11 protein-coding genes are annotated in these 13,562 nt (G+C 69.8%); 4 read left to right on the plus strand and 7 right to left on the minus strand.

The genetic code is table 11. From position 1 onward, the window contains the following. Positions 1-142 precede the first annotated feature (142 nt). A complete protein-coding gene (locus B2K11_RS05055; protein WP_204260009.1) occupies positions 143-853 on the plus strand; it encodes a hypothetical protein in 711 nt (236 codons plus the stop codon). Here B2K11_RS05055 and dxs read toward each other — a convergent pair. The 5 genes from dxs to dut all read right to left on the minus strand — a co-directional run bounded on the left by dxs (position 850) and on the right by dut (position 7,768). Beyond that, the gene (dxs, locus tag B2K11_RS05060) at positions 850-2,820 is read right to left on the minus strand and encodes a 1-deoxy-D-xylulose-5-phosphate synthase (RefSeq protein WP_163617167.1); all 1,971 of its coding nucleotides are present in this window, start codon (positions 2,818-2,820) and stop codon (positions 850-852) included. The genes B2K11_RS05055 and dxs overlap by 4 nt on opposite strands. 98 nt (positions 2,821-2,918) lie before the next feature. Then, a complete protein-coding gene (acnA, locus tag B2K11_RS05065) occupies positions 2,919-5,747 on the minus strand; it encodes an aconitate hydratase AcnA (RefSeq protein ID WP_163617168.1) in 2,829 nt (942 codons plus the stop codon). Positions 5,748-5,880: 133 nt separating this feature from the next. Further along, complete coding sequence (locus tag B2K11_RS05070; protein ID WP_163617169.1) at positions 5,881-6,723, minus strand: DUF3159 domain-containing protein; 843 nt, start codon at positions 6,721-6,723, stop codon at positions 5,881-5,883. Beyond that, a complete protein-coding gene (locus B2K11_RS05075) occupies positions 6,720-7,319 on the minus strand; it encodes a DUF3710 domain-containing protein (protein ID WP_163617170.1) in 600 nt (199 codons plus the stop codon). Before B2K11_RS05075 ends, B2K11_RS05070 begins: the two co-directional genes overlap by 4 nt. Then, positions 7,316-7,768: a dUTP diphosphatase gene (dut, locus tag B2K11_RS05080; RefSeq protein WP_204260011.1), complete on the minus strand. Its 453-nt coding sequence runs from the start codon at positions 7,766-7,768 to the stop codon at positions 7,316-7,318. Before dut ends, B2K11_RS05075 begins: the two co-directional genes overlap by 4 nt. A gap of 12 nt (positions 7,769-7,780) precedes the next feature. Between dut and B2K11_RS05085 the strand changes: the two genes are divergently transcribed. Beyond that, positions 7,781-8,296 (plus strand): DUF3093 domain-containing protein, encoded by a 516-nt coding sequence (locus B2K11_RS05085; RefSeq protein ID WP_163617171.1) that lies wholly within the window; start codon positions 7,781-7,783, stop codon positions 8,294-8,296. On the opposite strand, the gene B2K11_RS05090 is transcribed toward B2K11_RS05085, so the two are convergent. After that, positions 8,271-8,564 carry a DUF4193 domain-containing protein gene (locus B2K11_RS05090; RefSeq protein WP_163617172.1) on the minus strand — a complete coding sequence of 98 codons (294 nt, stop codon included), beginning with the start codon at positions 8,562-8,564 and terminating at the stop codon, positions 8,271-8,273. The two genes, B2K11_RS05085 and B2K11_RS05090, sit on opposite strands and share 26 nt — an antisense overlap. A 246-nt stretch (positions 8,565-8,810) precedes the next feature. Here B2K11_RS05090 and sepH point away from each other — a divergent pair, with 246 nt between their 5' ends. After that, complete coding sequence (sepH, locus tag B2K11_RS05095) at positions 8,811-9,857, plus strand: septation protein SepH (protein ID WP_163617173.1); 1,047 nt, start codon at positions 8,811-8,813, stop codon at positions 9,855-9,857. A gap of 7 nt (positions 9,858-9,864) precedes the next feature. On the opposite strand, the gene B2K11_RS05100 is transcribed toward sepH, so the two are convergent. Continuing rightward, the gene (locus B2K11_RS05100) at positions 9,865-10,980 is read right to left on the minus strand and encodes a nucleotide pyrophosphatase/phosphodiesterase family protein (protein WP_163617174.1); all 1,116 of its coding nucleotides are present in this window, start codon (positions 10,978-10,980) and stop codon (positions 9,865-9,867) included. A 68-nt stretch (positions 10,981-11,048) separates the two neighbouring features. Between B2K11_RS05100 and B2K11_RS05105 the strand changes: the two genes are divergently transcribed. Next, entirely contained in the window at positions 11,049-13,508 is a 2,460-nt protein-coding gene (locus tag B2K11_RS05105; protein ID WP_163617175.1) for a DNA topoisomerase IV subunit A, read from the plus strand. Positions 13,509-13,562: the final 54 nt, after the last annotated feature.

The raw sequence follows: 13,562 nt of genomic DNA on the forward strand, positions 1-13,562 counted from the left end.
GGCGGAACGTCGGTGCTCACTTCGCGGAACGTGGTGCGTCCGAACCGTGAACACTCGCCGCTGGGAGGCCACCACGGCGCATCGCGCTGCGCTGGGCACGGCATTCTGTCCCTGTCGGATGGTTCGAACGGGAGGTGTCCGGATGCTGGATGTGATCTCTGGGATGTTCAGCGGCAGCGCGCTCGGGGTGCTGGTCAAGACCAGCGGGGCCGCGCTGACGCTGCTCGTGGTCGTGCCCGCCCTCATGAAGCTGTTCCTGGTGACGGTCGACGAGGGTTCCACCGCGATCCGCACCCGCAACGGCAAGCCGATCATCCGCAGGGTCAGGGGCGCCGACGACGGACGCGGCGAGGTCGTGGTGCTGCGTCCGGGGACCCACGGGGCGTTCCCGATCCTCTACTGGTACCGGCTGGTCGACGTTCGGGCGCGCTCGACCGACCTCCCTGCTCGCAGCCTCACCGCCGCGAGCGGGCATCAGCACCTCGTGCACGCGTCGTTCGACTGGCGGCCGATCGTCACCGGCCACGACCTGCGCGTTCTGGAGCTGGACGTCGTCAACGTGAAGGAGCGGGCGGGCAACATCGTCGGCGCTGCGCTGCGCGATCTCGTGCACGAACTGGACGGCGCGGTGCTGCCGCCGAACGACCTCCTGTCGCCGCGCGTGGTCGCGGCGTGCGCAGAACTCGTGCGGACGGACTGCGGCATCGAGCTGCTGCGGGTCATCGTCACGGGCGATGCGCTCACCGACGGCTACCTGCTGTCGCAGGCGATCACGCCGCGCCGGACGGACGCGACCTCACCCGAATGGGATGCCGCGGCATCCGTCCTCGCGACCCGCTTCTCGTCCGTCTAGCCGCGCCGGTCGCGCGACAGCGAGGTCATCACCGGGATCTCCGTGGTCTGTGTCGATTCGCTGTTCTGGGCACCGCGCGCCACCGGAATCCTGGTGCCCAGCACCTGGGCGACGACATCGTGCGCGATTTTCGCCGGCGTCAGGCCGGCGTCCTCGAGGATCTGCTCACGGCTCGCGTGATCGATGAACGCATCGGGCACCCCGAGCTCGTCGACCGCGGTGTCGACCCCTGCCTCGCGCAGCACCTGTCGCACGCGCGTGCCGATGCCGCCGACCCGGATGCCGTCCTCGATCGTGATGACCAGGCGGTGGGATGCCGCGAGCTCGACGATCGACGGCCGCACCGGCACGACCCACCGGGGGTCGACGACGGTGGCGCCGATGCCCTGTGCGCGGAGGCGCTCGGCGACGTCGACGGCGATGTGCGCCATAGGGCCGATGCCGACGAGCAGCACGTCGTGCGCGTCAGAGCGCACCAGCACGTCGACGCCATCATCGAGGCGCTCGACCGCCGGCAGCTCGGGGCTGACGCCACCCTTCGGGAAGCGGATCACCGTGGGGCCGTCGTCGATGGCGACCGCCTCCTGCAGCTCCTCACGCAGGCGCGCGCCGTCGCGGGGCACGGCGATGCGGATGTTCGGCACGATCTGCAGCATGGCCAGGTCCCAGATGCCGTGATGGCTCGGTCCGTCGGGGCCGGTCACCCCGGCGCGGTCCAGCACGAAGGTGACGCCGGCGCGGTGGAGGGCGACATCCATCAGCACCTGGTCGAACGCGCGGTTCATGAACGTCGCGTAGATGGCGACGACCGGGTGCAGGCCGCCGAAGGCGAGACCGGCCGCCGAGGCGACGGCGTGCTGCTCGGCGATCCCGACGTCGTAGACGCGGTCGGGGAATCGCTGTGCGAACGCGAGCAGGCCGGTCGGGCGCAGCATCGCCGCAGTCATCGCGATGACGTCGTCGCGCGCATCGCCCACCGCGACGAGTTCGTCGGCGAAGACGTCGGTCCAGGCGACACCGCCCGTTGCACCGAGCGACTCGCCCGTGATCGGGTCGATCTTGCCGACCGCATGGAACTGGTCGGCCTCGTCCTCCAGAGCCGGGGCGTAGCCGCGGCCCTTCTCGGTGATGGCGTGGACGATGACGGGAGCGCCGTACGACTTGGCGAGCTCGAGGGTCTCGATCAGCGTCGGCAGGTCGTGACCGTCGACGGGGCCGAGGTACTTGATGTCGAGGTTCGAGTAGAGGGCCGCGTTGTTGGTGAACCGCGACAGGAAGCCGTGCGTGCCCCCGCGAACGCCGCGATAGACGGCGCGTGCGGCGGGACCGAGCTTGCGGAACAAGTCGTCGGAGCCGCGGTGCAGTGTGCGGTACGACTCCGCCGTGCGGACACGGTTGAGGTAGCGGGCCATGCCGCCGATCGTCGGGGCGTACGAGCGACCGTTGTCGTTGACGACGATCACGAGGTTGCGGTCGTTGTCGTCGGAGATGTTATTGAGCGCCTCCCACGTCATTCCGCCGGTGAGCGCGCCGTCGCCGACGACGGCGACGACGTGCCGGTCCTTGCGGCCGGTGCGCGTCAGCGCGCGGGAGACCCCGTCCGCCCAGCTCAGCGAGCTCGACGCGTGCGACGACTCGACGACGTCATGCGGACTCTCCGAGCGCTGCGGGTAGCCGGCCAGGCCGTCGCGCGCACGCAGGTTCGTGAAGTCCTGGCGCCCGGTGAGCAGCTTGTGCACGTACGACTGGTGGCCGGTGTCGAAGATCATCGGGTCGTTCGGCGAATCGAACACGCGGTGCAGGGCGACCGTCAGCTCGACGACCCCGAGGTTGGGGCCCAGGTGGCCACCCGTGCGTGCGACGTTCTCGACGAGGAAGCCGCGGATCTCGTCCGCGAGCTGCTCGAGCTGATCCATGGTCAGCGCGTCGAGGTCGCGGGGTCCGGTGATGGACGACAGCAGCGACATCCCCGCTCCTTTCCGGCCCGGGAAGGGCTCTGCAAGTCTACCCGGGGCATGAAGGGGGGACCGGATGCCGCAGCATCCGGTCCCCCGTGAATCAGCTGTCAGACCAGCGAGCGCAGCACGTACTGCAGGATGCCGCCGTTTCGGTAGTAGTCCGCCTCACCGGGCGTGTCGATGCGGACGACCGCGTCGAACTCGACAGTGGCCTTGCCGGGAGCGGAGAACTCGCTCGGCTCGGCGGTGACGCGCACCGTCTTCGGCGTGACGCCCTCGTTGAGCTGCTCGAGCCCGGAGATCGAGACGATCTCGGTGCCGTCGAGTCCGAGCGACGCCCAGCTCTCGCCGGCCGGGAACTGCAGCGGGACGACGCCCATGCCGATGAGGTTCGAGCGGTGGATGCGCTCGAAGCTCTCGGTGATGACCGCCTTGACGCCCAGGAGGCTCGTGCCCTTGGCCGCCCAGTCGCGGGACGAGCCGGAGCCGTACTCCTTGCCGCCGAAGATGACGAGCGGGGTGCCCGCGGCCTGGTAGTTCTGGCTGGCGTCGTAGATGAACGACTGCGGGCCGCCCTCCTGCGTGAAGTCGCGGGTGAGACCGCCCTCGACCTCGGCGCCGTCGTTGACAGCGCGCACCAGCTGGTTCTTCAGGCGGATGTTCGCGAACGTCCCCCGGATCATCACCTCGTGGTTGCCGCGGCGCGAGCCGTACGAGTTGAAGTCCTTGCGGTCGACGCCGTGCTCGGCGAGGTACTTGCCCGCCGGGCTGTCGGCCTTGATGTTTCCCGCCGGGCTGATGTGGTCGGTGGTGACCGAGTCCAGCAGCGTGGCCATCACGCGCGCGCCCGAGATGTCGGTGACCGGCGTCAGCTCCATCGTCATGCCGTCGAAGTACGGGGGCTTGCGCACGTAGGTGGATGCGTCATCCCACTCGAACACGTCACCCGTCGGGGTCGGGAGGGTCCGCCACCGCTCGTCGCCCTCGAAGACGCTCGCGTACTGATGGGTGAACATGTCCTTGTTGATCGACGAGTCGATCGTCGCCTGCACCTCGGCCGAGTCGGGCCAGATGTCGCGCAGGAACACGTCGTTGCCATCCTGGTCGGTGCCGAGCGCGTCGACCTCGAAGTCGAAGTTCATCGAACCCGCGAGGGAGTATGCGATCACGAGCGGCGGGCTCGCAAGGTAGTTCATCTTCACGTCGGGGTTGATGCGGCCCTCGAAGTTGCGGTTGCCCGAGAGGACGGCCGTCACGGCGAGGTCGTTCTCGTTGATCGCCGCCGACACCTCCTCGATGAGCGGGCCCGAGTTGCCGATGCACGTGGTGCAGCCGTAGCCCACCGTGAAGAAGCCGAGCTCTTCGAGGTCCTTGGTGAGGCCGGCCTTCTCGTAGTAGTCGGTGACGACCTTCGAGCCGGGCGCGAGGGTGGTCTTGACCCACGGCTTGGCCTTGAGGCCCTTCCTCACGGCGTTGCGCGCGAGCAGACCCGCCGCCAGCATGACCGACGGGTTCGACGTGTTCGTGCAGGACGTGATCGCGGCGATCGTCACGGCGCCGTGGTCGAGGACGAACTTCTCGCCGCCCTCGAGCGTCACCGGGGTCGGCTTCGACGCCGTCGCCGGCGCGTGGCTGTGGTGGTGGTGCTCGTGGCGGCTGTACTCGTCCTCGGGCGAGTTTCCGGGCGGGTCGGAGGCCGGGAACGACTCCGAGCCCTCGAGATCGACCAGATCGTGGTCGACCTCGGCGTAGTTGGTGAGGTCGCTCTCGAACTGCTGCTTCGCCTGCGACAGCACGATGCGGTCCTGCGGGCGCTTGGGGCCGGCGATCGACGGAACGACCGTGGACAGGTCGAGCTCCATGTACTCGCTGAAGACCGGCTCGCGCGAGGGGTCGTGCCAGAGCGACTGCTCCTTCGCATATGCCTCGACCAGCGCGAGCTGCTGCTCGTCACGGCCCGTCAGGCGCAGATAATCGACGGTCACGCTGTCGATCGGGAACATCGCGGCGGTCGAGCCGAACTCCGGGCTCATGTTGCCGATGGTGGCGCGGTTCGCGAGCGGAACGGACGCAACGCCCTCGCCGTAGAACTCGACGAACTTGCCGACAACGCCGTGCTTGCGCAGCATGTCGGTGATGGTCAGCACGACATCGGTGGCCGTGACGCCGGTCGGGATCGCGCCCGAGAGCTTGAAGCCGACGACCTTGGGGATGAGCATCGACACCGGCTGACCGAGCATGGCCGCCTCCGCCTCGATGCCGCCGACGCCCCAGCCGAGGACGCCGAGCCCGTTGACCATGGTCGTGTGCGAGTCGGTGCCGACGCAGGTGTCGGGGTAGGCGCGCAGGACGCCGCCCACCGAACGGTCGTAGATCACCTTCGCGAGGTGCTCGATGTTCACCTGGTGGACGATGCCCGTGCCCGGAGGGACGACCTTGAAGTCGTCGAACGCGGTCTGGCCCCAACGCAGGAACTGGTACCGCTCGCCGTTGCGCTCGTACTCGATCTCGACGTTGCGCTCGAGGGCGTTCTCGGTGCCGAACAGGTCGGCGATCACCGAGTGGTCGATGACCATCTCGGCCGGCGACAGCGGGTTGATCTTCGTCGGGTCGCCGCCCAGCGCGGTGACCGCCTCACGCATGGTGGCGAGGTCGACGATGCACGGAACGCCGGTGAAGTCCTGCATCACGACGCGAGCGGGCGTGAACTGGATCTCGGTGTTCGGCTCGGCTGCGGCATCCCACGACCCGAGAGCCTGGATCTGCTCCTTGGTGACGTTCGCGCCGTCCTCGGTGCGCAGCAGATTCTCGAGCAGCACCTTGAGGCTGAACGGGAGCTTCTCGTAGCCCGCGACCGTGTCGATGCGGAAGATCTCGTAGTCGGTGCTGCCGACCGTCAGGGTGCTCTTCGCACCGAAGCTGTCAACCGTGGACACGTCTGTCTCCTTCGTCGGCGGCGGGATCGTACCGGAGTCCGGCATCCCCATCTTCCCCCGCAGAGAAGCCCGCGGCTAGTGAGGCCGACCTAACGGATCGGGGGAAAATTATCTTGATGTCAAGATAAATGTATCACTTCGGCGCACGGGGATAGAGCGCGCGCACGGCGAGCCACGTGACGGCGACCAGCGGCGCGAACAGCGGCAGCCCCATCACCAGCTTGAGTGTGCCGAGCGCGGTGACATCTCCGGCGAAGTAGAGCGGCACCTGCACGATGAGGCGCAGCGCGAACAGCGCGCCCCAGGCGAGCGACAGCCAGAAGAACACGCGTCGCTTGCGGCGATCCGCGCGCCACGCGGTGCCCTCCCCCATCAGGAACCCGACAGCGAGGCCGATGAGCGGCCAGCCGATAAGGGCCGAAACGATGAACGCCGTGCCGTAGATCGTGTTGGTGAGGAAGCCCGGGATGAAGCTGTCCTCTCCCCTGCCGGTCCACAGCGACAGTCCGGCGGCGGCGGCCGCCGCGATGAGCCCGCCGATGGCGGCACTCGCGGACTGCCGCTGGATGAGCCTGACCGCGGTGAACACGGCGGCGAGGCCGACCGACAGGCCGAGGCTCAGCAGCAGGTTGCCGGAGCGGCTCTCGGGGTCGTACGTCGCGGTCCAGGTGACGAGGAACACGAGGCCCGGAAGAACGGATTCCAGGATGCCGCGCCAGCCCCCCATCGCGGACCAGACGACGTGACCCGTGCTCTTGCCCTCTGCCGGATCCAGTCCCGCCCGGCGGGCCGCGTCGCCGAGTGCGGCGCCGAGGACCTCGGATGCCGAGGCCGGAGCTTCCGTCGCAGCTTCGGGGGCAGCATCCGCCTCTGCGTCGGACGGACCGACGGCCCTTTCGTTCGGGGCCGCTGCCTCAGCGGGAGGGCTCGTCGCCGGCTCGGACGAGGAGTCGTCCGCGCGCGCGCTGTCGCTCACGCCGATCCCGGCGTGGCCGGCATGCGCAGCGGGATGAGGTCGCGCGGCGGCATCGGCGAGCCGCCCCGCACGACGACGATCGAGCGGAACAGGTCCTCGACGGCGGCGGCCGCCTCGACGTCGGCCGTGGCCGCCCCGCCGATGACGCCGCGCAGGAACCAGCGCGGTCCGTCCACGCCGACGAAGCGGGCGAGACGTTTGCCCGCGGTGCCGTCCGGTCCGGCGACGACGGGCACCTCGGCGAGAAGTTCAGGGCCCAGCGGGCCTTCCCGCTCCTCGACACGGCCACCCTGCTGGCGGATCTGCTGGCGGATCTGCTCACGGGTCTCCTCCCAGAGCCCCGCCGATCGCGGTGCGGCGAAAGGCTGCACCTGCAGCGTCGAGTCGGCGTAGTCCAGGCCGACGGCGACGATGCGCTTGGTCTGCTCCTCGACCTCGAGGCGCAGGTTCAGCCCCTCGCGCGGCAGGATCTTGATGCCGCCGAGGTCGATGTACGGACGCACCGGGTTTGCTTCGGACTCGTCGAACGGTCCGGTCGTGGCGCGGTCCTCCGGCGCGACCTTGCGGGGTCCGTCGGCGGCTGAGGGGTCGGTCATGCGAGGATTCCATCCTTCTGATAGCCCGTGGAGCCGAAGCCGCCCTCGCCGCGCACACTGTCGGGCAGGGTCTCCACGGGAATGAAAACGGCGCGAGGCACCGGCATCACGATGAGCTGCGCGACGCGGTCGCCCACTTCGATGTCGTGGGCGTGCTCGCGATCGGTGTTGAGCAGGATGACCTTGATCTCGCCGCGATAGCCGGCGTCGATCGTCCCGGGGGCGTTGACGATGGTGATGCCGTGCTTGGCCGCGAGGCCGCTGCGGGGCACGACGAAGGCCACGTAGCCGTCGGGCAGCGCGATGCGGACGCCCGTGCCGACGAGCGCGCGCTCACCGGGTCCGAGGTGCACCGCCTCGGCGGCGACCAGGTCGGCTCCGGCATCTCCGGGGTGCGCGTACACCGGGACGTCGGGGGCGATAATGGGGACGTCCACCGTTTCAGTCACCCAACGAGGGTAATGCAGAACTCCATGCGTCACGCCGATGCTCCCAGCGGCCGCAGCGACCGCTCCCGGGAGCGGTACCGCGAGCGATTGGGCCCCTCGCTCTGGATCCTGGTCGCAGCTGCGCTGGCGGCACCGATGGCGGCGCTCGTCCTCACTCCCATCGACACGACGATCGCGCTCGTGGTAGGTGCCGGAATCGGTGTGGTGCTGATCGCACTCATGATCGCGGCCGCGCCGGTGGTCGAGGTCCGGGACGGCGAACTGCGCGCCGGGCGGGCGCACATCGGCGTGGACTTCCTCGGGACGCCCGAGGTGCACGTCGACGATGATGCGCGCCATGCGCGCGGTGCGGGTCTCGACCCGCGGTCGTGGCATCTGATCCGGGGTGGGATCGACGGGATCGTCGTGATCCCCGTGACCGACGTCGACGACCCGACGACCGCGTGGGTGATCTCATCGCGGACGCCGGATCGGCTTTCCGCCGCTGTGCGGCGGGCTCAGATCACGCGGAGCACTCCAGGCACATAGGGCCGTCGGCGGTCTCGTGATCGAGCTGGGAACGGTGCTTCACGAGGAAGCAGTTCGAACAGGTGAACTCGTCCTCCTGGGGCGGGAGAACGACGACGTCGAGCTCGAGGTCCGACAGATCGGCACCGGGCAGCTCGAACCCCGACGGGTTGTCGGCATCCTCCGCGTCGACCGAGCCCGAGAGCTTGTCGGGGACGCGCTCCTTGAGCGCTTCGATCGACTCGCTGTCGTCCTCTGTCTTGCGGGGGGCGTCGTAATCGGTGGCCATGCGTGAACGTCTCAACTTCCGGGTATCGCGGGTGCGCTCGCCCTTGCGGGCGGCGATAGTTTGCACGACGGTTCCTCTTTTCGCAAATGCGTCCGGCGGTGTCGACCCCGTGCGTCGCGTGAAACTCGCGGCACGCGCGGGATATTCCCGGTCACCGCACTCCCCTGTGACACGATGGGGCGGATCAGGCAGGAACGACTGCCAGGAGCCCGTGAGCCCAAGGGAAAATTTGAAGGGGCGTTCGCAATGGAACAGCTCAAGGTCATCGGAACCGAGGACGACAAGCTCATCCTGGCGACCGAGTCCGGCGAGAGATTCTCGCTCGACGTGGACGACGTCCTGCGTGTCGAGCTGCGCAAGGCGCGGCGCGACCGCGATACCGATGTGCAGGCGCCGCGCGCCAGCCCGCGTGAGATCCAGGCCCACATCCGCTCAGGGCTGTCGGCGCGAGAGGTCGCCGAGCTTCTCGGCGCCCGTGTCGAGGACGTCGTCCGCTTCGAAGGACCCGTGCTGGCCGAGCGCGAGCACGTCGTCGGTCAGGCGCTGGCCGTGCCCGTTCTCCTCGGCGGCGATTTCGAGGGCGACGGTCAGACGACGTTCGGCTCCGCAGTGCGCGGCAAGCTGGCCGAGGCAGGCGCCGTCGGCGAGCGGTGGACCAGCTGGAAAGCGCCGACCGGGTGGACCGTCAAGCTCGAGTTCACCGCGAACGACATCGGCCACGACGCACGCTGGGGCTTCGATCCTCGCCGGAGCACGTTGTCACCACTGAACTCCGACGCGATCCAGCTGTCTCGGCAGGGATCATTGCCCGAGGGACTGATCCCGCGCCTGCGCGCTCTGGAGACCGTGCCGGCGAAGGACGACTCCCGCTTCGACAGCGGCGCCTTCGGCCCCCGCGGTCTTCCCGACGCCGACATCGAGTCGCCCGAGATCCCGGCCCCCGCCGCCCCCGCCGTCCAGGAGGCGGCGATAAAGCGGGCGAGCGAGCCCACCATCGTCACCTCGGCGGAGACAGCCGACCTGCTAGAGGCGTTGCGCCGCCGCCGCGGTCAGCGCGAGCCGCTGCCCGGGGTGGACGAGGTTGCCGCGCCGCAGCGCTCGTCGGCGCCCGTCGCCCTGTTCGACGCCCTCGAGCCGGGCTACGACGGGGCGCCAGCCGACGAGGAGCCGCCGGCATCCGACTTCCAGGCCCCCACTCCCGCGGCGGTGGCGGAGGCCGGTCGTCGCAACAAGGGACGCACCTCGATGCCCTCGTGGGACGAGATCGTCTTCGGCGCCCGCTCCGACGACTGACGCCCGCTCAGGCGAACGCGCCGAGCCGGATGAGCGGCACGATCCGCTCCTCATCGGTCAGCGACCCGTGTTGCCCGATCATCTTCTGCGGCGCCTTGTCGGCGAGGCGATCGTCGTAGTACGCGATCCCGGCGCGAGCGGCCACGATCACATCCCCGATCCTCCCGGCGACCTCGGGATCCACCGCGCCGATGAGGCCCGACGCCTCGAGCTCGGCGCGGGAGAAGACCCATGACCGGGATGCCTCAGCCTCTCGCCAGCGCGTGAGCACGGCATCCGCTTCTCCCGGCTCGGAGTAGAGCTGCAGCAGGCGCGGCTCGCCGCCGATCAGGCGCACGCCCTCGAGCAGGTCGTCGCCCTCCTTCAGGAGGATCTGACGGTGCCGCGGCACGTCGATCATGCCGTGATCGGAGGTCACCACCACTCCGGTGCCCCGGTCGATCGACGCCGCCAGGGTGCGCGCCGCGGCGTCGACCCTCTCCAGAGCGGCGACCCACTCGTCCGACTCCCAGCCGCGCTTGTGGCCGATCGCGTCGAGATCGGCCGCGTAGAGATAGACGAGGGAACCCGGATGCCGCGCCGCGAGGTCGGCGGCGACCCGCACGCGTTCGTCGAGGTCGTCGGCGCCGTGGAACTCGGCGTCGCCGAGCGTCGCGGCGGTGAATCCCGTGCGCGCGTACTCGTTGCGCGAGACGGCGAAGAACGGTCGGCCGAGCGTGGCCGACAGCGGGGCGGCGCGCTGGAACGAGAGCGGGAGGCCGTCGGTGTCCCAGCCGCGCAGCATGTTCACGACGTCGTCGGTGCCGGGGATGCGTGCCCGATAGCCGACGATCCCGTGCGCGCCGGGCAGCACGCCCGTGAGGAGGCTCGTCAGCGCCGCTGCCGTGGTCGAGGGGAAGACGGTGCGTGCGGCATCCCGTTTCGTCCGCGCCTCGCTGAGGAAGCGCGCGTGTCCCGCGCGGGCGGCGAGGTTCGACACGCCCAGCCCGTCGATCACCCACACGATCGCGCTGCGCGCCGGTGCGAACCACTCGGATCCGCCGTTCAGCGCTGCCGACATCTCGGGCACGACACGGGTGAGGCTCCGGGCGCGCGGCGGGTCCGCGGGTAGGCTGAGGGACATCGGGGCCAGTCTCGCACACCGCGGCCGCGCCCCACCGCTCCCGCCGTCACCCGAGGCTTCATCGACACATGCCCGCTTCCCGCACCGATTCCTCACCCGCCGACCACGGACGCATCGAGGACGTCGACGTCTCGTCCGAGATGCAGACGTCGTTCCTCGAGTACGCGTACTCGGTGATCTATTCGCGCGCACTTCCCGACGCGCGCGACGGGCTGAAGCCGGTGCAGCGGCGCATCCTCTTCCAGATGGCCGACATGGGCCTGCGCCCCGACCGCGGGCACGTCAAGAGTGCGCGCGTCGTCGGCGAGGTGATGGGAAAGCTGCACCCGCACGGCGACGCCCCCATCTACGACGCCCTGGTGCGTCTCGCCCAGCCGTTCTCGCTGCGCGTGCCCCTCGTCGACGGTCACGGCAACTTCGGCTCGCTCGACGACGGCCCCGCCGCCCCGCGCTACACCGAGGCTCGCCTCGCCCCGCCCGCGCTCGCGCTCACCGAGAATCTCGACGAGGACGTCGTCGACTTCATCCCGAACTACGACGGGCAGTTCCAGCAGCCCGAGGTGCTGCCGGCCGCGTTCCCGAACCTCCTCGTCAACGGCACGACCGGCATCGCGGTCGGCATGGCCACCAACATGGCGCCGCACAATCTCATCGAGGTGGTCGGCGCGGCGACCCATCTGCTCGACAATCCCGAGGCGACCGTCGAAGAGCTCATGGAGTTCGTGCCGGGGCCGGACCTCCCCGGCGGCGGCATCATCGTCGGCCTCGACGGCATCAAGGACGCGTACACGAACGGACGCGGAAGCTTCCGCACGCGCGCGAAGGTGTCGATCGAGTCGCTGGGTCCCCGCCGCACCGGTCTCATCGTCACCGAGCTGCCGTACCTCGTCGGCCCGGAGCGGGTGATCGAGAAGATCAAGGACGCCGTCAACGCCAAGAAGCTGCAGGGCATCGCCGACGTCACCGATCTCACCGACCGCCACCACGGACTGCGCCTGGTCATCGGCATCAAGACCGGCTTCGACCCGCAGGCGGTGCTCGACCACCTCTACCGGCTGACGCCGCTCGAGGACTCGTTCAGCATCAACAACGTCGCCCTCGTCGAAGGGCAGCCGCAGACCCTCGGTCTCCGGGAGCTTCTGCGGGTCTACCTCGACCATCGCATCAGCGTCGTCACCCGGCGCAGCCGCTACCGCCTCGCGCGCCGCAAGGAACGCCTGCACCTCGTCGAGGGCCTCCTCATCGCGATCCTCGACATCGACGAGGTCATCCAGGTCATCCGCACCTCGGATGACGGCGAGCAGGCGCGCACGCGCCTGATGAGCGTCTTCGACCTGTCCGAACCGCAGGCCGAGTACATCCTCGAGCTGCGACTGCGGCGGTTGACGAAGTTCTCCCGCATCGAGCTCGAGACCGAGCGCGACAATCTCAAGAAAGAGATCGCGCTGCTCGAGGAGCTCCTCGGCAGCGATGTGCTCCTCCGCGCGCAGGTGGCGCAGGAGCTGGATGCCGCAGCCGAGGCGTTCGGCACGCCGCGGCGCACGCTGCTGCTCAACGGCGGTCCGGTGCAGCCGCGCTCGCGCGCCGCGGCGGCCGCCGTCGACCTGCAGATCGCGGACGCACCGTGTCGCGTCTTCCTCTCGGCCACCGGACGCATGGTCCGTGCCGAGCTGGTGGCCGATGCGCCGGGTGGCGGCGTCGTGGCGCCGGCACGCCGCTCGAAGCACGACGCCATCCGCTCGTCGGTGGACGCGACCACCCGTGGCGACATCGGCGCGGTGACGAACCTCGGCCGCCTGGTGCGCCTCTCCCCCGTCGACCTGCCCTCGGTCCCCGGCAACTCGGTGCAGCTCGGCGCCGGGACGCGTGCCGATCAGTACCTCGGGCTGAGCGGCGGCGAGCACGTCGTCGCCCTGGTCCCGCTCGCCGACGCCCCGCCGATCGCCGTCGGCACGGCGCAGGGGATCGTGAAGCGCATCGCCGCGAGCGAGATCGCCAACAAGCACGACATCGAGATCATCTCGCTCAAGGATGGCGACCGTGTGGTCGGCGCCGCGCCCGCCTCCGACGGCGCGGAACTGGTGTTCGTCGCCAGCGACGCCCAGCTGCTGCGTTTCGACGCGTCCTCGGTGCGGCCGCAGGGCCGTTCCGCCGGCGGCATGGCGGGCATCCGTCTGACGGACGGTGCGCACGTCATCGCGTTCGACGTCGTCGGCCCCTCGGAGTTCGACGCCGTCGTGGTGACGATCGCCGGCTCGACGACAGCGCTCGCGGGCACCGATGCCGTCAGCGCCAAGGTCTCGCTCTTCAGCGAGTTCCCCGCCAAGGGCCGTGCGACCGGCGGCGTCCGCGCCCACCGGTTCCTCCGCGGCGAAGATGCGCTGACGATCGCCTGGGTCGGCACCGACCCGCGTGCGGTCGGCGCCGATGGGGCGGTCCGCGCGCTGCCCGACTCGGGCGCGAAGCGCGACGCCTCGGGCACGGCGCTCGACGGCGTCATCGCCGCGGTCGGCACCGGCATCCGCTGACGTTCACCGGGGCTTGAGCGAGCGAGGAACGAGCGACACGAAACGCGTCGAGCA

This window comes from Microbacterium sp. B35-30, assembly GCF_010634855.1.
Classification (GTDB): Bacteria; Actinomycetota; Actinomycetes; order Actinomycetales; family Microbacteriaceae; genus Microbacterium.